Origin of the sequence: Pantoea coffeiphila (assembly GCF_016909495.1) — a bacterium.
In the GTDB taxonomy this organism is placed as follows: Bacteria; Pseudomonadota; Gammaproteobacteria; order Enterobacterales; family Enterobacteriaceae; genus Erwinia; species Erwinia coffeiphila.
The window spans coordinates 1,014,718-1,032,986 of sequence record NZ_JAFBFW010000001.1; the positions used below are offsets into that span (position 1 = coordinate 1,014,718).

General features: G+C 49.6%; 17 protein-coding genes and 1 pseudogene. 10 read left to right on the top strand and 8 right to left on the bottom strand.

The window, feature by feature from the left end; translation table 11 throughout:
- Positions 1-14: 14 nt before the first annotated feature.
- Positions 15-971 (top strand): alpha/beta hydrolase, encoded by a 957-nt coding sequence (locus tag JOE09_RS04725; protein WP_048762591.1) that lies wholly within the window; start codon positions 15-17, stop codon positions 969-971.
- 517 nt (positions 972-1,488) lie between these two features.
- Here JOE09_RS04725 and JOE09_RS04730 read toward each other — a convergent pair.
- Positions 1,489-2,421 carry a LysR family transcriptional regulator gene (locus tag JOE09_RS04730; RefSeq protein ID WP_048762590.1) on the bottom strand — a complete coding sequence of 311 codons (933 nt, stop codon included), beginning with the start codon at positions 2,419-2,421 and terminating at the stop codon, positions 1,489-1,491.
- 121 nt (positions 2,422-2,542) lie between these two features.
- Here JOE09_RS04730 and JOE09_RS04735 point away from each other — a divergent pair, with 121 nt between their 5' ends.
- The 8 genes from JOE09_RS04735 (at position 2,543) to JOE09_RS04770 (ending at position 9,919) form a co-directional block, all read left to right on the top strand.
- Positions 2,543-3,982 carry an NAD-dependent succinate-semialdehyde dehydrogenase gene (locus JOE09_RS04735; RefSeq protein WP_014229938.1) on the top strand — a complete coding sequence of 480 codons (1,440 nt, stop codon included), beginning with the start codon at positions 2,543-2,545 and terminating at the stop codon, positions 3,980-3,982.
- Between the two features lie 41 nt (positions 3,983-4,023).
- Positions 4,024-4,350 carry a carboxymuconolactone decarboxylase family protein gene (locus JOE09_RS04740; protein WP_014229939.1) on the top strand — a complete coding sequence of 109 codons (327 nt, stop codon included), beginning with the start codon at positions 4,024-4,026 and terminating at the stop codon, positions 4,348-4,350.
- A gap of 39 nt (positions 4,351-4,389) precedes the next feature.
- The gene (locus JOE09_RS04745) at positions 4,390-5,370 is read left to right on the top strand and encodes an NAD(P)H-quinone oxidoreductase (RefSeq protein WP_048762588.1); all 981 of its coding nucleotides are present in this window, start codon (positions 4,390-4,392) and stop codon (positions 5,368-5,370) included.
- Between the two features lie 466 nt (positions 5,371-5,836).
- Positions 5,837-6,151 carry a PTS sugar transporter subunit IIB gene (locus tag JOE09_RS04750; RefSeq protein WP_014228889.1) on the top strand — a complete coding sequence of 105 codons (315 nt, stop codon included), beginning with the start codon at positions 5,837-5,839 and terminating at the stop codon, positions 6,149-6,151.
- A gap of 791 nt (positions 6,152-6,942) precedes the next feature.
- A complete protein-coding gene (locus JOE09_RS04755; protein WP_048762587.1) occupies positions 6,943-7,662 on the top strand; it encodes a cupin domain-containing protein in 720 nt (239 codons plus the stop codon).
- A gap of 21 nt (positions 7,663-7,683) precedes the next feature.
- Positions 7,684-8,259: a DJ-1/PfpI family protein gene (locus JOE09_RS04760; RefSeq protein WP_048762586.1), complete on the top strand. Its 576-nt coding sequence runs from the start codon at positions 7,684-7,686 to the stop codon at positions 8,257-8,259.
- 4 nt (positions 8,260-8,263) lie between these two features.
- Positions 8,264-8,995, top strand: a complete 732-nt coding sequence (locus JOE09_RS04765; protein ID WP_087051069.1) for an HAD family hydrolase — start codon at positions 8,264-8,266, stop codon at positions 8,993-8,995.
- 42 nt (positions 8,996-9,037) lie between these two features.
- Positions 9,038-9,919, top strand: coding sequence for a polysaccharide deacetylase family protein (locus tag JOE09_RS04770; RefSeq protein ID WP_048762585.1), 882 nt, complete (start codon positions 9,038-9,040; stop codon positions 9,917-9,919).
- 38 nt (positions 9,920-9,957) lie between these two features.
- Here JOE09_RS04770 and JOE09_RS04775 read toward each other — a convergent pair whose 3' ends face one another.
- The 7 genes and pseudogenes from JOE09_RS04775 to JOE09_RS04805 form a co-directional block, all read right to left on the bottom strand.
- Positions 9,958-10,764 (bottom strand): LysR family transcriptional regulator, encoded by an 807-nt coding sequence (locus JOE09_RS04775; RefSeq protein WP_227952988.1) that lies wholly within the window; start codon positions 10,762-10,764, stop codon positions 9,958-9,960.
- 49 nt (positions 10,765-10,813) lie between these two features.
- A protein-coding gene (locus tag JOE09_RS04780; RefSeq protein ID WP_201794086.1) for an IS3 family transposase occupies positions 10,814-11,949 on the bottom strand; the annotation gives its coding sequence in 2 pieces (ribosomal slippage) (positions 10,814-11,703 and positions 11,703-11,949; 1,137 coding nt in all).
- Between the two features lie 97 nt (positions 11,950-12,046).
- Positions 12,047-12,703 (bottom strand): annotated as a pseudogene (locus tag JOE09_RS04785) (IS256 family transposase); the annotation flags it as partial.
- Between the two features lie 12 nt (positions 12,704-12,715).
- Positions 12,716-13,876, bottom strand: coding sequence for an acetylornithine deacetylase (gene argE, locus JOE09_RS04790; protein WP_012541192.1), 1,161 nt, complete (start codon positions 13,874-13,876; stop codon positions 12,716-12,718).
- Entirely contained in the window at positions 13,869-14,543 is a 675-nt protein-coding gene (locus JOE09_RS04795; protein ID WP_012541191.1) for a DUF1028 domain-containing protein, read from the bottom strand. The genes argE and JOE09_RS04795 overlap by 8 nt, the downstream gene beginning before the upstream one ends.
- A complete protein-coding gene (locus tag JOE09_RS04800; RefSeq protein WP_012541190.1) occupies positions 14,540-14,965 on the bottom strand; it encodes a RidA family protein in 426 nt (141 codons plus the stop codon). Before JOE09_RS04800 ends, JOE09_RS04795 begins: the two co-directional genes overlap by 4 nt.
- Positions 14,966-14,974: 9 nt before the next feature.
- Positions 14,975-16,243 carry a flavin-containing monooxygenase gene (locus JOE09_RS04805; RefSeq protein ID WP_012541189.1) on the bottom strand — a complete coding sequence of 423 codons (1,269 nt, stop codon included), beginning with the start codon at positions 16,241-16,243 and terminating at the stop codon, positions 14,975-14,977.
- Positions 16,244-16,851: 608 nt separating this feature from the next.
- On the opposite strand from JOE09_RS04805, the gene JOE09_RS04810 reads away from it, so the two are divergent.
- Positions 16,852-18,255 (top strand): purine-cytosine permease family protein, encoded by a 1,404-nt coding sequence (locus JOE09_RS04810; protein ID WP_012541188.1) that lies wholly within the window; start codon positions 16,852-16,854, stop codon positions 18,253-18,255.
- The last annotated feature ends 14 nt before the right edge of the window (positions 18,256-18,269 follow it).

The window sequence follows — 18,269 nt, forward strand, 5'->3', positions numbered from 1 at the left end:
ACTGGTGATTTTTTATGATTCCTAAAATAAATAGTGAAGTCTCTTCTGATTATCATGATCTGCCTGGTTATATTCATGGGGCGAAAATTATCCAAGTCGCTTTGACTAAACACCCTATAGACAATATCAGTGATGTGGTTTATGAGACAGTGAAAAACACTCGTTCTGTCAGGCAATTGCATATGTCTTTTCTGGTTCCTCGTACCAAAATTTTGAAACCAGCCATCATCTATTTTCCTGGGGGAGGATTTATGACAGCTGAGCACAATAAATTTGTGGAAATGCGCATGGCTTTAGCGGAGGCTGGCTTTGTTGTTGCAGCGGCAGAATACAGGACAATTCCGGATACTTTCCCTGCGCCAGTGATAGATGCTAAAGCAGCAGTAAGATACCTTCGTCAACATGCCCACGATTATGGAATTGACCCCTCACGAATTGGTGTATTTGGCGATTCTGCAGGAGGATGGCTGGCGCAGATGCTTGGTACCACTAATGGCGATAAATCATTCGATCACGGCGATTTTCTCAGCCAGTCCGCTGATGTGCAGGCTGTGGCTACGCTTTACGGAATATCAGATCTGCGTAACATAGGTGACGGTTTTCCGGATCACCGACAAAAAGTGCATCAGTCTCCTGCAGTCGCGGAGTCACTGCTAATTAATGGTGTGGCTTTCAAGAATTTTGCAGGTGCCTCCATCAGTTCTGTACCTGAAAAAGCGATAAATGCAAGCCCCATAGGACGTCTCAAAGGATGTAAACCTCCGTTCCTAATAATGCATGGAAGTAAGGATACATTAGTATCGCCTAAGCAGAGCGCAACGCTTTACAAAGCCCTTTTGGAATCGGGGAACAAAACGGACTACGTACTTATCGAAGGTGCAGAACACGGTGATGATCACTGGTATCAACCCGTTGTCATAAATAGGGTTGTTGACTGGTTCAGCGGGCATCTTTGTCCTGATAATACATGATGACTGACGCTCTGTTGAATCACTCAAACTGTTGTCAGCAACGTCCGCTTCACGCCCTGAGACATTTGACAAGCTTTTTACGGCATCAGTAAGAGCGATTTTCGCTCTTCCAATGCCAGCAAAATAGTTAGCGAACGTGGAGCACTTACTGGCTCGAAAGCAAAGCGGCAATCATCAAACCGCATGATTCTGGCACAATATTCGTAACCAGTAAGCGCATACCCTGAATCACTTAAAAGTGTAACTCTCTGGGTTCGAATGACTATATCTGGCACAGGCTGTGTGAAAACTCTGCCCTAGAACTGAAGTGCGCGCATCTACGCAAAATCTGGAATTGCTCGACTGGTTAGTTTACGTATGAGCGCAGTTTTCAGCCCTGTTTTAGTCGCAGTTTAATCTACCAAAACAGTTTTCACACAGTCTGGGCTCGGAGCGGACAGGCTCAGGAGTATGATGTCCGCTATAAGCGAACAGCGGAAGTTCGCATAGAATAAAAATGGCAATGTTGCTTACATCGTCAGAGCTGGCAGTGAAATGTTGACCATTTTGCAGGATGTCCGATGAATTCACGCAATGCGTCGAGAAATACCGTGACTCTGGCAGGTGGGTGACGTAACGCGCGTAGCGCATATATTCCTGTAGATACATGTGGTTGCGATGACATTTCCGGAAAGAGTTGTACCAGCGCGCCACTGTTAATCTCATCTCCCGCCACCCAGTCCGGCAGGAACGCGATCCCCATCCCTTCGACCGCTGCCTGACGCATTGCTTCGAAATCATCACAGCCAAACATAGGCAGGCCCGAGTTTTCTCTGGCCGGATGGCCAATCACGCTCGACCAGCAAAGCAGATCCGCACCGTACAGCTTATCGATTAACCGATGTGAGGCGATGTCGTCCAGCGAGGCGGGAATCCCCGCGCTTTCCAGATAGGCAGGGCTTGCGCACAGCACACGTATTTGCGTTGCTATTTTGCTGGCAATCAACGTGCTGTCGGCCATATTACCAATACGGATGACAACATCAAGGCGTTCAGCGACGGGGTCTGCCAACCGTTCGGTCAGATCCAAATCGAAGCTCAGCGCCGGATACTGTCGGGAGAGTTTTGCCATAACCGGCAGCACATAGCGTTTACCAAATGTGGGATAACACGCCACTCTCAGCACACCGGTTACTTCGCCCTTCATTGACGCCAGTTCCTGCTGCGTATCCTCCAGTGAATCGAGGATCCGTCTGGCGCGAATCAGCAACATTTCCCCGGCATCCGTCAGGGTTAAATGCCGTGTAGATCGCAAAAAAAGCGGGGTATCGAGGTATGCTTCCAGCGCATCAATCTGCCGTCCTATCGAGGAGGGCGTGCGTCCGCGACGGCGACCAGCACCCGAAAAACTGCTTTCACGGGCGACATCGACAAAGACTCCAAGGAACTCGGCAAATTTCTCTGATTGCATCTGTGCATTTCTTGCATAGCTGTTGTGGGGAGAAGCCATCTTATCAGTGATGTGCGCTGAACTTAAGATCCCCTCAGCCGAATGACATTACACAAACACGCACACACTGAGGATAACGACCATGCAAAATCATCAATACGATCCCCTTTATCTATTCATCGACGGTGACTGGATTGAAGCGGGCAATCGCGACACTGTCGCTGTGATTAACCCCGCAACCGAAGCCACTATCGGCCGCTTGCCGCTCGCGACCGCCGCCGACCTTGAACGTGCCCTGTCAGCCACCCGTTCTGGCTTTGACATCTGGCGCCGTACCGTGCCTGCCGAACGCGCCCGCATCATGAAGAATGCCGCTGCCCTGATGCGCGAACGCGCTGAACATATTGCCTCGTTGATGACGCTGGAAGAAGGGAAGCCCCTGGCTGAAAGCCGCGACGAAGTATTGCGTGCAGCCGACTATTTTGAATGGTTTGCGGAGGAAGCCCGCCGCATTGATGGGCGCGTTGTACCGTCAAATCGCCCCGGTGTACTGCAACTGGTCAAAAAAGAGCCCATCGGCCCGGTTGCCGCCTTCACTCCGTGGAATTTCCCGGCCATTACCCCGGCACGCAAATTATCAGCGGCGCTGGCCGCAGGTTGTAGCGTGATCCTGAAACCCGGTGAAGAGAGCCCGGCGACGGCGCTGGCTCTGGCACGCTGCCTGGATGATGCCGGTCTGCCTGAAGGCGTACTGCAAATTGTGTTTGGCGTACCGGATCAGGTTTCCGCCACGCTGATCGCCTCACCGGTTATTCGCAAAGTGGCATTCACCGGTTCTGTACCGGTAGGTCGACTGCTGTCTGAGCGTGCTGCCGCCGGTGTTAAACCGATTACCCTGGAACTGGGCGGCCACGGACCGGTGCTGGTTTTTGCCGATGCCGACATTGATGCGGCGGCAACTGGCGGAGCGGCTAACCGTTTTCGGGGCACCGGCCAAATCTGTATCTCTTCAACCCGTTTTCTTATTCAGCGAGGTGTTTACACACAGTTTGTCGAACGCTTCGTGAGTGCGACGGAGCAACTGATTATCGGCGATGGCATAGCGGAAGGCACTCAGGTGGGGCCGCTGGCGAATATCCGCCAACTGGAAAAAATGGAATCGCTGATTGCCGATGCTGTTGCCCTGGGCGCGAAAGTGCTCACTGGAGGGAAACGGCTCAACCGTCCTGGCTTTTTCTTTGAACCTACGGTGCTTACCGATGTGCCGATGGAAGCACGGATCATGCACGAAGAACCCTTTGGCCCGATCGCCGTGATGCGTCCGTTCGACGCGCTTGAGGACGGGCTGGCAGAAGCAAACCGTCTGCCGTATGCCCTGTCAGCTTACGCTTTTACGCGTGACGCCCGTACCGTGCTGGATGTTGGCGATGGCCTTGAGGCCGGAATGATCGGCATTAATCAGTACCGCATGGTGGCGACGGAACTGCCTTTCGGCGGCATGAAAGAAAGCGGACATGGTTCGGAGGGCGGTCGGGAAGGTCTCAGCCATTATCTGGTGAATAAATTCATCAGCCAAATCTAAAACACACTGGCACTAATGACAGAATATAAGAGGAACTGACCATGAAAGCTGTTGATTTTACTCGCCCGCGTGAAGCTGCACGCGCATTTACTCCTAAACTGTCCGGCTTCGTTGAGCAACCACTGTATTCCGATGTCTGGACAGATCCGGACCTGGCACCACGCGACCGTAGTCTGATTACCATCGCCTGTCTTATCGCGCTGAATCATTCCAATGAGCTACCGGCCCACCTGCGTCGCGGCATTGAAAACGGGCTGACCAAAACAGAAATTTCCGCCCTGATTACGCACATGGCGTTTTATGCAGGCTTCCCGGCAGCGATTACCGCTTCTGGTTATGCCAATGCCACGTTTGAAGAACAGGCCTGAACGACGGCTATCCATCTTCTTATTTCGGGAAAGAGAATCATGAAAGCAATCACTTTTGAACAATTCGGTCCGGCCGATGTACTTAATATCAGTGAAGTCGCAGACCCACAGCTGCGCCCCAATGATCTGCTGGTTCGCACGCGGGCAGCGGGGGTCAACCGGGCCGATCTAACTCACCGACGCGGCGGGTATGGCCGCCCTGATTTTGGCGACTCGACGATTATGGGGCTGGAAATCGCCGGTGACGTTATTGCCGTCGGGGAGAATGTAAAAGGCTACAACTTGGGTGACCGTATTATGGGTATCGTCGGGGGCGGGGCTTACGCTGAAATGGCCCGCATTGATTACCGGATGGCTATGCCAGTGCCGGAAGGTATGGACTATATCCATGCGGCGGCCATTGCCGAGGTCTTTGTAACCGCGCATGAAGCGCTTATCCATCTGGGGAAACTGAAGCCCACGGAAACGGTACTGATCCACGCCGGGGCCGGCGGTGTGGGAGGTGCCGCCGTGCAACTGGCGCATGCGACAGGCGCGACGGTAATCACCACCGCGAATGCTGCAGCACACGATCTCGTTCGCCGTCTGGGTGCCGATCACGCCATTGATTACGTGACAGAAGACTTCTCCGAGGTTGTCGCCAGCAGTACGGATAACAAGGGGGTTGATCTTATTCTCGATTTTATTGGCGCGCCTTATTTTGAACGAAACGTGAATGCACTCAACTTTGGTGGACGTCTGGTGCAGATTGGCATCATGGGGGGGATTGAAAACGCGAAGATCCCGCTGGATCGGGTGTTGTACCGCCATCTGCAGATTATCGGTACGGTAATGAAATCGCGTTCGCAAGAAGTGAAACATGAGATGTCCCGTCGCTTTAAAGAGTGCTGGTTAACTCGCTTCGGTAAAGATGGGCTGAGCCCGGTGATTGACAGCGTATTTCCGCTGGCTGAAGCCAGCAAAGCTCACCAGCGTATGGAAGACGGCCTCAATGTCGGAAAAATTGTGTTGACGATGTAGAGGACGCAAACAATAAGGCGACTTTTCCTGCCTTTTCGTCACTAACCCCCTTCGCTATCTGGCATGAACAGCCCGCGCAATATTCTCTGGGCTGTTCAATGTCAGAGGATGTATGAAGTACCGTCAAAAAAGCATCACTAATGGGTTAAAAGTGATACCAGAGTATTGCTGTTACATTGTTTGTCAAAGCTAAGTTCAGATGTCCGCTCATGGCACCAAACTGCTGTAGGCGAAGCCCATCAGGCTGCTTCGAGCGAACAGCTGACAAAAGGCCAAATGACGAAACGTCGTAGACAAGCGGCTGCACAAAAGATCCAGATGCATCCCGTCAGTCCAACAATACGGCAGGTTCGTCTTTCCTGGGTTACATCAACTCTGCTGGAGATTTGTCATGCAAATAAGATGCAAAGCTCGTTTTATCAGCATGTCGAGTATTATTCTGTGAACAATTCTCAGGAGGTAAAATATGAAAAAGCTTCTGGTATGTTGTTTGTTTGGTAATACAGCAAATTCTCTCGCCAAAAGGATGCAGTTGCTGGCAGAAAAAAAGGACTACAATCTCATTATTAGCGCTGTGGGTCTGGATAATTTTGCCAGTGTAGCTCCCGCTTTTGACGGTTTTCTGATTGCACCACACATTCAGTACAAGGTCTCCGAGATTGAAAAAATTGTCGGGGACTCTCGTTCAATTGCAATTATTGAAAGTCTGCCCTATGCGTCACTCAACGCGGAGAAAGTTTTAGCGTTTGTGATGGAACAGATGCCTGAACTGACATTCTGATACCAAAGGCCGCATGGCTTATGCGGCCTCCCCTCTTATGTATGGAGTTTGTGCATAGCGCTGTAACCGACGTCCATAAATTAAAAACTGTGATGTACGTAATTTCCGCTTCTGGCACAGAGCTGTCCACGGCTACGATCAAGGACAGCTTTGAGCGAACAGCGGAAGTTCGGAACGTATACTTACATCGAGGCGTCTTGAGCAATGGGGTGCAGGTCACTGGCATAAAAGGCGCGTCAGGTTTTCCGTATCCGCTCTGGTACCTTCATTGTCCAATGCACTTATCCGCGACTTCGTTTTCTCGATCTCATGAGAGACTCAGGCGACATCTTCAGCTTTTGCGCATAGGACAATCACCATTCCGCTGGTATCGACCTCCACAATGTCCCCAGGTTCGGCATGCATGCTACTGATGGAGACAGGCTGGTTTACTGACCTGTCCCCTGTCCCTACCGGATCACATAAAGCGACCTCTGGTAAACATCGAATACATATATCATGAGCTGTATCGTGCTGACGTCCGAGTTCGGCATCTTGCTAAGCATCTTAATCGCTTGTGAGCTATGACCTCCTGACGGCATAGAATCTATGCATCTTTAAGAGTACCCAAGTATAGAAGCATAGCTTTCAGTAATTATTGAGTATGAAGGACTGATCAAAAGAAACAATATAGGTAATCATCATAAAAGTTATTTCTCTCGTACTAAATAACCGTTATAGACTGAAATCACGGAACGATTGACCGAAGTGAAATCAACATTCAGCAATTCAATTAACGGGGGAGCGACCATATGGAAATCCACAACCGGACTCCAAATGTATATGACCTGCTTGAAATAAACAAAATCCTACTTTCAACTTCAAATAATGGTGAGTCATTTGAGAAAGACTTACATCTCAATGGATTCATAGAAAAACCATGGGGATATGAGTATAGAGTTTATTGTGATTCTATTTTTGATGTATGGCGCCTTCATATATCAAAGAATCTATCCACTTCAATGCATTGTCATATACTGAAAGTCACCGTCCTTATATGCCTAAATGGTGATGGCGAGACCAGATTTCTTGATGGTACACATCAGGCGTTAAAATCTGGCGACAGCATATATATTGCAAAAGGTGTGTTCCATCAGACTATTTCTGGAAAATCAGGCATCGAATTAATTGAAGTTGAAAACCCAAGAAACAAATTCGACTTACTCAGACTTAAAGATAATTATGGCCGGCAAAATATGGCATATGAAAAGAAATCACAGGAACATGATCTTTTACCTCCTTTGCAACAGATATCTGCAGGCACATTGATCAGAGAACATGACCTACACAAATTAGCATACTTCTCCGTCAAAAATCTTGATAGAAAAATGTTGAATGACGAGGATGATTTTATTTTTATTTCATTAGATGTAAAAAGCCATCTAATGGGAAAAATTCATATCCTACGAGCTAAAGATGCCATCTCAGAAATGTACTGTGGTCAGAATGTATTTTTAATTAACGTCCCGTAACGCAATAAGAAGGAAAATGACATGTCTAATCCGACACGAGTAGTGATAATCACTGGTCCAGGTTTTCAGGATCACGATGTAGTTTATACTTACTATCGTTCTAAAGAGGAAGGATACGATATATCTATTGCAACAAAGGATGGAAGTGCAGTGATAGGGAAATATGGCATCACTGTTCCTATGGATAAAAGATCCAAAGACAATATTAATTTTGATCAACTCAACGCCACTGATTTTGATGCTGTTATTCTCACTGGCGGTCATGAAGCGCCTGATAGAGTTCGCCAAGATCAGAGAGTTAAAGATTTTCTAAAACAGATGGTAACACAGGGGAAAGTTGTGGCTGGGCTCTGCCATGGTCCCTGGATTATGATTTCTGCCGGTATTCTAAGAGACAAACTCGCCTGCGCTTATGTTGGTCTGAAAGACGATAGGGTTAATTCCGGCGCTAACGTAATTGAAGCAGATGTAGTTGTCGACGGGAATATCATAACTTGCTCCTATTATGCCGAATGTGGAAAATTTATGCGTCAGACATTCGATGCAATAGATAGATGGAAGCGCGGAGAAACTCTTAAAGAACCGCTGGTGGTATAATTCGATGTTAATAGCAATGGATTTCGACGGGGTCGTGGTTGATGGAGTAGACGAATGCATGCTAATTACATGGAATGTATTACATGACAGACCTCTCAGTGATTTTAACAAAAATGTACTTCAAAAAATACCAAGTCTGATGGCTAAACGGTTCAGGAAATTAAGGAATTTTGTACGTCACGACGGTCACTTTATTTCCTCATTCACCGAATTTGGTAATGAGGCTATAGATAATGACAGATTCACTGCCATATATGAATCGATTCCAACTGAAGAAAAGGAAATATTTAGGGATAAGTTCATCCAGTATAGGAACCTGGCAAGAAGTATTTACCCTAGTTTTTGGGCTGAACTACACCGTCCGCTATTGGATGTTTCAAATTTATTTGAAACAGCTAATGATATCTATATTGTGTTGGGAAAGGATGAGGAGTCAATATCATTCATTCTAAGTAAATATGGTTTAAACATACCCGCGAATAAAATTTATGGGAGGATGACCGATAAAAACAAGACTCTCACCTTGCTAAAATCGATAGCCTTCGATAAAAACGAGGAGATTATATTTATTGATGACAATATCCAAAATGTTATTGATGCATTAGATCATGGCATTCAATCATTTTGGGCTAATTGGGGATACAACATCCCTGAGCATAAATTAATGGCCCTTCAAAAAGGAATTAATGAATTTAATACCGAGGATCTCTTGAAATTAGTCAAGAAACCCTCTTAACGCGATATTATTTCAATTTTTCTGTATGAGGAGTAATAACCCATGGCGAAAGAAATACTATGTGGTTTTGGAGTGGGTGTAGATGCCGTTGCAGGCTGGCTATCTTCTTATGGGGGAGAGGATTCTCCAAGCGATATATCTCGCGGTATGTTCGCTGGCGAAGTAGGTACTCCACGTCTTCTGAATCTCTTTGACCAGTTTAATATTCCAACAACCTGGTTTATGCCTGGTCATTCCATTGAAACCTTTCCTCGGCAAATGGAAGCAGTTGTTAATGCTGGACATGAGATAGGGGTTCATAATTACAGTCATGAAAACCCAATATCTATGTCGCCTGACCAAGAAAGAGAAGTCCTTCAAAAGGGCATTGATATGGTCACAAAATTAACAGGGAAGAGACCTACTGGGTATGTCGCTCCATGGTGGGAATTTTCTCCTGTAACCACAGATCTTCTATTAGAAAATGGCATCAAATATGACCATTCACTAATGCATCATGATCATCAGCCTTATTATGTCAGGAAAGGTGATTCCTGGACCAAGATAGATTATTCCAAGACACCGACCGAATGGATGAAACCGCTGGTACGCGGAGAAGAGACGGACCTTATTGAATTACCCGCCAGTTGGACAATCGACGATATTCCTCCTTTCATGTTCATGAAAACAAAACCCAACAGCCAAGGTTTCATGAATCCCAGGGACATCGAACAGTTGTGGAGGGATCAATTCGATTGGGTCTACCGTGAGCATGAATATGCGATCTTTACTTTCACGATTCACCCGGACGTATCTGGACGCCCGCACGTATTAATGATGCTCGAACGCCTCTTAACGCATATGCTTGGTCATCCAGGGGTGAAATTCCTAAAATTGAATGACATTGCAGATGACTTTGCCAAGCGATTGCCACGGATAAAATAATGACACGGCAGCCGATAAGGCTGCCTGTTTTATGTATCTCAAACCATAAATCCGCTATTTTTTGATAGTTCGAGAATTCTGTCTCTGATTCCTGATACGAGTGGGTTACGTAATGAGCTATCAATCCATACCAAATAGATAGAATTTATGGGGAGTCTCTCATGAACATTGACTTCAACGATCTGACCTCCTGCTATGCTTTGGGCGCATAAATACTCAGGCATCACAGTCCAACCAATATTTTCTCGGATCATTCTTTCTAAAATTCGCAAATCCGGTACAGTAATAGACGGACGAAGCAGTGCAAAAAATCGCGAAGAATCCTGGAAAACCTCCCTTATCAATGGTAACTGTTCATCATAAGCTATTAGAGGAAGCTTCGACAGCGTATCAATCACGTCCTCGTTTTCTTTGAAGTTGTCTGCTATAAGTGACGCTACCACAACTATTAACTTTTCCATTCCAATTTCAGCATATCCAAATTTTTGTTTATCCGGCATAGAAGTTGTGAAACCTAGTTGACAACTTCCGTCCAGAAGACAGGTGTATATGCGCTTCCTATTTCCTGTCAAAACTTTAAATTTAATACCTTCATTGAATAGTTTTTTCACCAAGTACGGTAATTTTGACCACATTAATTCTGCTGGCCCGATGAAAGATACTGTCCCCGAGGACTTTCTTGTACGTGATCTAAGCATCGACAACTTCAGTTCAATTGTTTCTAAATCTGAAGCCACCAATCTCGCCAATTCCTCCCCATCCACTGTAGCCACCACACCATGTGAACGACGAGTAAAGAGAACACACCCGGTAAAAGCCTCAAGTGAATGAATGTGGGCAGACATTGCAGGCTGGCTTATGGAGTGACCCCATTCCCGTAGACATTCGCTGTCCTCACGACGAGGCCTTTTCGAAGGCCTCTGGACTGACGCCTCCCAGGTGACTGTGGCGTCGGGTCCGGTTGTAGAACACTTCGATATAATCAAATATATCAGCCCGGGCCATGTCCCGGGTTTTATATATCCGCTTTCTGATGCGCTCTTTTTTTAGCGAACTGAAGAAGGATTCTGCCACGGCATTATCCCAGCAGTTGCCGCGCCGGCTCATGCTGGGTGACAGGTTATTAGCCTGGCAGAACCGTCGCCAGTCATCGCTGCCGTACTGGCTGCCCTGATCGCTGTGCACTATCACGCTTTCGGCAGGTTTACGCCGCCAGACGGCCATCAGCAGCGCATCCAGTGCAAGTTCACGCGACAGCGTCGGTTTCATTGACCAGCCCACCACATTACGGGCAAACAGGTCGATGACCACGGCCAGATAGAGCCAGCCCTGCCAGGTCCGTATATAGGTAATATCCGTTACCCAGACCTGATTGGGTTTCACAACCGTGAACTCCCGCAGCAGGCGGTTAGGTGCTATCAGTGACGGACGCCCTCTGGTCCCACGGGGTATCTTGTAGCCATGTACGGCCCGTATCCTGTTTTGCTTCATGATCTTGGCTACCCGGTTTCTGCTGCATGCTTCACCGACTTCACGTAAGTCGCAGTGAACCCTGCGATAGCCGTAAACACCGCCGCTCAGTGCATAAGAGTCGCGGATTAATTTCAACAATCGCTGGTTATCCTTTTCTCCTGCAGAGACAGGACAATGAAGCCAGACGTAAAATCCGGCACGGGCAACTTTCAAAACCCGACACATCGCGGCGATCGACCATATATCACGGTGATCGTTGATGAAGCGGTACTTTAGTCGGGCTCTCTGGCAAAGTACCGCGCTGCCTTTTTAAGAATATCCCGTTCTTCCTCAGTACGCTTAAGCTGCGCTTTCAGCCTGAGAATTTCCGTTCTGGCATCCAGTAAGTCCTGAGCCTGATGCCCGTTATTATCAGGTTTTACTGAACGGACCCATTTGTAAAGACTGTGCGCCGACACGCCGAGGCGTTCTGAAACGTCAGCAACGGAATAGCCCCGCTCAGTGATCTGGCGGACCGCTTCTTCTTTAAATTCAGGGGTAAAACGTGGTGTGCCCATAGACTCCTCCTATGCTCAAAATATAGGTCAGTTTTGTCTATGGGCTCGGGGTCACTCCAATGAGGCAAAAAAGTGTCTACGAAACCCGGGTCTATTCATACTTCGATGCCACGTCTTTGATCGAGTTGCGTATCTGATGAATAACGCACAGTTGCACTTCAGTCTGTGGATAAATGCTGTTAATCGCCTCAGGGAAGCCGGTCAGTCCGTCCACGCAATCGATCAGGATATCTTCAACGCCACGGTTTTGCATGCCACTCAGTATGGATAACCAGAAGTTAGCGCCTTCACTTTCCGACAGATACAGGTCCAATACTTCTTTTTTGCCTTCCAGATTCAGTGCCAGAACGGTATATACAGCCTAGCTCTGGTAATGGCTTTCTTCGCGGATTTTGTAGTGACTGGCATCCAACCAGACAAAAGGATAGACCTTCACAAGGGGTCGCTGCTGCCACTGTTTAAATTCGGGGATATCTTTATCGGTGACCGCACTGATGGTGGCGCTGGACACGCTTAACGCTTATAAATCCTCAATTTCCCGGCCGATATCCTGATAGCTCATCCCCAGAGCGAACAGGCGGATGATCTTACGTTCTATCCCGTTGGAGAGTTTGGTCCGGTGCTTTTTTACCAGTTGCGGTTCAAACGTGCCGTTGCGATCACGCGGTGGTGCCAGTTCAAAACTACCGGTCGGTGTTTTGAGGTCTTTTTTACCAGAGCCGTTTTTACGGTTAGCTTCATTAGGTTTAACTAACTATTGACTGTTTCATTTTAAAGGAACTGTACGCATCCATTTACATAAATTTACCAGCATACTCATGCAGTGTTCTACTTGTTCAATAGCAATAAACTCATCCGGCTTATGCCCCTGCGCCATGCTGCCTGGCCCGCAAATCAGGGTGGCAATCCCCGCTTCATCAAACAATCCCCCTTCGGTGCCAAACGCCACGGTTGAGAAATCATTGCTGCCACTCCATTGCGCCAGCCACTGCGCGAATTGCGATTGCGGATCGGTGAGCAGGCTAGGATAGTAGCTCAGCGGCTGAAAACGGATCGCGCTCTCGGCTGCCACCGCCTGCATTTGCGGTAACAATTGCTGTTGCGAGAACAGCTCGACCTCGGTCATCACACCCTGAACATTAGCGCCCGGCAGATAGCGGATTTCAAAATCAAACTGACAATCCTGCGGCACGATGTTCAGCGCGCTGCCGCCCTGAATCATACCGGTCTGGAGCGTGCTATAGGGGGGATCAAAACGCGCATCCTCGATCTGCTTCAGTTGCTGCGCCGCTGCGCCCAGCTGGTTGATAAGCCTGGCCGCGTATTCGATGGCATTGACGCCAGAGGGTGCATAGGCCGAGTGACAGGCGCGGCCATGCACCTGACAACGCATCGCCACCTTGCCTTTGTGTCCATACACCGGGCGCATTTCTGTCGGCTCGCCGATGATACACATGGCGGGTTTTTCCGCAGACGCGCGCAGATAGTCCACCATGCTGCGCACCCCGAGGCAGCCCACTTCCTCATCATAGGAAAAAGCCAGATGCAGCGGCAGGCGCAACGGCTGGGTCAGAAAGTTATCCAGCGATGCCAGCACGCAGGCCAGAAAGCCCTTCATGTCGGCACTGCCACGGCCATAGTAGCGCCCTTCCTGTTGTGTCAGGGCAAACGGCGGCAGCGTCCATTGCTGACCATCGACCGGCACCACATCGGTATGACCGGACAACATCACCCCGCCGTCACCGCCCGGTCCCAGCCGGGCATACAGATTGGCTTTGCGCCCGCTGTCATCCATGATGCGTTGCGACGCGATACCCCGTTGCGCCAGAAAATCTTCAATCCAGGCAATCAACGCCAGATTGGATTCGCGGCTGGTGGTATCAAACGCCAGCAGTGCCGCGAGGATGTCGCGTACCGCGTTACTCATCGCCGGGTACGCCATAGCTCGGGGCATCGCGTGGATCCAGTGCCCGGGTGACGTAAGCCTGCATCTGCGGTTCATACGCCAGCCACAACTTGTGCAGCTCTGCCAATGGGTTTTCTTCTGCCCAATCGACGCGCAGGTCCACCAGCGGCCAGGTGTAATCATCGACTACTTTCACGGCAGCAGAATGCACCGGCCCCGCCTCACCACCAGCGTCGATCCCCGCCTGCAACGCCGTAATCAGACGACTGGTGAGTTCACCGGTGGTGGCTTCAAAAGCCGTCACCATTGCGGCGATCACCGCTTGCTCCGCCAGCATATTGCCTGCGGCCACGCATTCTTTGCCCTGCACCACATGATAAATACCCAGCGTCTTGTCACCGCTAAAGGCGGCGCTGCGACCGCTGGCGTCAATGACAGTCACCTGGCGATACTCGCTAAAGCGATCTTCTGCCAGCGCGCTTTTCAGTGCCTGTTCCGGCGCTAACCCCGCCTCCAGCCGCGCCAGAATCTGCTGCCCCAGTGCCGGTAATGTAATGTTCTGGCTGGATACCGCCCCCACTCCGGCCACCAGCCACGGGCAACGCGCGCCGACGGCAATGCTCGACGAGCTAATGGCGATACCGAGTTGGCCGGACTCCGCACAGCGTGCGGCAATCGAAAGCGTCATTTCGCCTCCCAGTCATCCGGGATCACCGCAATCACATCAATTTCCATCAGCCACTGCGGCTGTGCCAGCGCCGAAACCACCAGACCAGTTGAAATCGGAAACACCCCTTTCAGCCATTTGCCCACTTCCTGGTAAACCGGCTCGCGATAGCGTGGATCGGTAAGATAGGTGGTGGTTTTCACGATATGGCTCAGGTCGCTACCGGCTTCTTCCAGCAGCTGTTTGAGGTTTTTCATCGCCTGTTCGGTTTGAGCGCGGGGATCGCCCAGCCCGACCAGATTGCCTGCAAAATCGGTACCGACCTGGCCGCGCACGTAGACGGTATTACCAGCGCGTACCGCCTGGCAGAGATCGTTGTCCAGCGTCTGATTCGGATAGGTTTCTTTGGTGTTGAACATACGAATACGTTGATGAGTAGGCATAACAGTTCCTTAAAGCGAGTCAGAGGGAGCGCGGTAATGCTGGTACTGGCGCTGGATAGCGATCTGGTCAGCAATAAATTTGGCATCGTGCCAGACGCCCCAGATAAAGGTGGAACCACGACGTGACAACCACGGCAAGCCGAGAAAATAGACGCCAGGCTCGCTGGAAACACCACGATGATGCTGCGGTCTGCCCTGGTCATTAAAGGCATTAACCTTCAGCCAGCTGTAATCGGCCACGTAGCCCGTCGCCCAGATAATGCTGGTGATGCCAGCTTCGGCCAGATTAAGTGACAGCTGCGGATGGGTTACGCAGGCGGGGTCTGGCAGGAACTCACGTGCTTGCGGTTCAGGCGGTAAATCAAGACCGTTACGGTCGATATACGCGTCAGCAGCATCCAGCAATGCGAGATAATTAGCATCGCCGCGCGCAATATTCACCGCCAGGTCATCCTGAAAACGTACGGTGTTAGCGGTGAAACTTTCAGTCAGGCCAACGAGGTTAACGCCCTGCGCCGCCAGACGACGGAAATCGACGGTATGCCCACCGCGTGCGCCACTGACGGCGATGGTGACATGCTCTTTGCCCGGCTGGCTGGCTGCGGCATCCCACAGACCGAGTACCCCAAGCCACCAGCAGAAGTCCCGGCCACGGTAGGAACGTGGTGGACGATCGTGCGGTCCCACCGACAGCCATACGGGCTTACCGGCACGTTGCAGCTCATCAGCAATCTGCACGCCGGAAGAACCGGCACCAACCACCAGCACGCCCCCCTGCGGCAGCTGCTGCGGATTTTTATAGTCTGCCGAGTGCAGCTGTTGTACCTGGCTATGCTGAGGAGCAATCGCCGGGATGACCGGACGCTGGAAAGGACCGGTAGCGGCCACGATACGCTGCACATTGATCACGCCTGCGGAGGTGGTGACGGTGAAACCACTGCGCCCCTGATTGCGTTCAGCGCTTAACACTTCGACGCCAGTATGAATCGGTGACTGGTTCATGGCGGCGTAGCTGACAAAATAATCGGCAACCTGTTCTTTCGCCACGAAGCTGTCAGGTGAGCAGCCGGGAAACTCCATCCCCGGAAAGCGGTCATGCCAGGCCGGACCGTTGGCAACCAGCGAATCCCAGCGACGACTACGCCAGGATTCGGCAATCCGATTTTTCTCCACTACCAGATGCGGAATGCCCAGACGCGTCAGGTGTTCGCTCATGGCAACCCCCGCCTGACCCGCGCCAATAATCAGCGTATCTGTTTCAGTTTTTAATGATGTCATTTCAACGTCCTTCATCCCGCATCACGCAGGGGATTAACCACTTAAGAAGGACCCAAGACTATTGGAGCACGTGCAGGCGGTAAAATATTATAAAGTGAGCGTCTGGATAGAAAATATTTAACCTGCTGGCAACCTTGTCCGCCGAAATAAAATACAAAGCCCTGTTAAAGCCGCATCCGCTCTGCACAGGCAAGATAAAAAGGTGCTGAGATAAATCAAATTAACGCGATTCACAGACAACATTTTTACTTATTAATTTTGCAAAATTGACGATATTTAATATTGCCAACGATGCTTCAGTGACGAGCAGACGCGCACCAAAATAAGGCATTCAGCCAGAACGTGGCATTTTAGATGTTAATAATCAAATAGTTAATTAGATTCAAAAATATCTCACCTGTCATTCTTTAACGTTCCAATTTGGGGCAGCCAATCCATAAGCGAGATTGCATCTTTTTTTTATATTAGTTGGCTATATTTTTCTTCATTTCTCTCTATAGCCAACTGTTGCAACATCCCATCAACGTTATTTTCACCCCTCCCAATTTTTTGGGTGGTTATAACCGCAGCCATGCGGCAAGCCTGCAAATGACTTTGTTGAGATAACTATGATGACAAACAACCCAAAAGATAATGCTGTTGCAACCACAATAGAGTTGAGCACCATCCAGCCCATTCCCGCGCATGAACGTCATGGCAAGCCACGGGATCTTTTTACCATCTGGTTTGGTTCAAACATCATGTTGCTTACCGTGATTACCGGTGCGCTGGCGGTGAGTATTTTCCACTTATCTTTTATGTGGGCCACCCTCGCCGTATTGATTGGTAACCTTGCCGGTGGGCTGTTTATGGCATTGCATTCCGCGCAGGGGCCACAATTAGGTGTGCCGCAGATGGTGCAAACCCGCGGCCAGTTTGGTTCTTATGGTTCCGTGCTGGTGGTGGCGTTAGTCGTCATCATGTATATCGGCTTTCTGGCATCGAACCTGGTGCTGGGCGGTCAGTCACTGCACGCCATCTACGCACCGGTTTCTACCGATACCGGCATCCTGGTTTCTGCGGTACTCAGCCTGGTCGCCTGTGCCTTCGGTTATAACCTGATTCATGCCTACACCAAGGTGATGTCGTGGGTATCCGGTATTATTTTGCTCGCGGCCTTTGCGTGGATTGTTTTCGTGCATGGTCTGCCGACTGATTTTCTCGCACGTAATGGCTTTAATCTCAGCGGATTCCTCGGTGCCATTTCCATCGCCGCGTTATGGCAGCTGGCCTATGCGCCTTATGTATCCGATTATTCCCGCTACATGCCAAAAGATATCAGCGAAAAAAGTGTCTTCTGGTGTAGCTACCTGGGATGCGTACTGGGTTCATTGTTCCCGATGATTCTTGGCATTCTGGTTTCTATTTGCATCGTGGATGGTGATTTAATCACCGGCATTGTGAATATGACCGGCGGATTATCCTCCACCGTAATTATTGTGTTTGCCTTAGGCATTGCCGCGACCAATGCAATGAACCTCTATTGCGGCGTGCTCTGCACCCTGACGCTCGGCCAGACATTCCTGCCTAAATGGTCGCCACTTTCTGGCGCCCGCATTGTGGTTTCGATTGTCACCATCCTTATCGAAGTGCTGATTGCGATTTATGGTCAGGAAAACTTTCTGGTCAATTACACCAACTTTATTCTGATGCTGCTGTATGTGCTGGTGCCGTGGACGGCAATTAACCTGGTTGATTACTATCTGGTGGCCCACGGTAATTATGATGTCGCTTCATTCTTCCGTCGCGACGGTGGCATATACGGTTACTTCAATTCAAAAGCCATTTTCTGTTATCTGCTGGGCATCATCGTCGAGATTCCCTTTATGTCTACCGCCATCTATACCGGCCCGGCAGCAAATATGTTAGGTGGTGCCGACATCTCCTGGATTATTGGTTTAGCCATCGTCTCACCTGTTTATTATTTCCTCTGCCGTACTCAGGCAGTGGCGCAAACCTCTGTTGCTAAATAATCACCGGAATGACT

Coding starts and splice junctions, on each gene's coding strand:
- JOE09_RS04725 (WP_048762591.1), top strand. CDS start 15: ATGATTCCTAAAATAAATAGTGAAGTCTCTTCTGATTATCATGATCTG.
- JOE09_RS04730 (WP_048762590.1), bottom strand. CDS start 2,421: ATGCAATCAGAGAAATTTGCCGAGTTCCTTGGAGTCTTTGTCGATGTC.
- JOE09_RS04735 (WP_014229938.1), top strand. CDS start 2,543: ATGCAAAATCATCAATACGATCCCCTTTATCTATTCATCGACGGTGAC.
- JOE09_RS04740 (WP_014229939.1), top strand. CDS start 4,024: ATGAAAGCTGTTGATTTTACTCGCCCGCGTGAAGCTGCACGCGCATTT.
- JOE09_RS04745 (WP_048762588.1), top strand. CDS start 4,390: ATGAAAGCAATCACTTTTGAACAATTCGGTCCGGCCGATGTACTTAAT.
- JOE09_RS04750 (WP_014228889.1), top strand. CDS start 5,837: ATGAAAAAGCTTCTGGTATGTTGTTTGTTTGGTAATACAGCAAATTCT.
- JOE09_RS04755 (WP_048762587.1), top strand. CDS start 6,943: ATGGAAATCCACAACCGGACTCCAAATGTATATGACCTGCTTGAAATA.
- JOE09_RS04760 (WP_048762586.1), top strand. CDS start 7,684: ATGTCTAATCCGACACGAGTAGTGATAATCACTGGTCCAGGTTTTCAG.
- JOE09_RS04765 (WP_087051069.1), top strand. CDS start 8,264: ATGTTAATAGCAATGGATTTCGACGGGGTCGTGGTTGATGGAGTAGAC.
- JOE09_RS04770 (WP_048762585.1), top strand. CDS start 9,038: ATGGCGAAAGAAATACTATGTGGTTTTGGAGTGGGTGTAGATGCCGTT.
- JOE09_RS04775 (WP_227952988.1), bottom strand. CDS start 10,764: ATGTCTGCCCACATTCATTCACTTGAGGCTTTTACCGGGTGTGTTCTC.
- argE (WP_012541192.1), bottom strand. CDS start 13,876: ATGAGTAACGCGGTACGCGACATCCTCGCGGCACTGCTGGCGTTTGAT.
- JOE09_RS04795 (WP_012541191.1), bottom strand. CDS start 14,543: ATGACGCTTTCGATTGCCGCACGCTGTGCGGAGTCCGGCCAACTCGGT.
- JOE09_RS04800 (WP_012541190.1), bottom strand. CDS start 14,965: ATGCCTACTCATCAACGTATTCGTATGTTCAACACCAAAGAAACCTAT.
- JOE09_RS04805 (WP_012541189.1), bottom strand. CDS start 16,243: ATGACATCATTAAAAACTGAAACAGATACGCTGATTATTGGCGCGGGT.
- JOE09_RS04810 (WP_012541188.1), top strand. CDS start 16,852: ATGATGACAAACAACCCAAAAGATAATGCTGTTGCAACCACAATAGAG.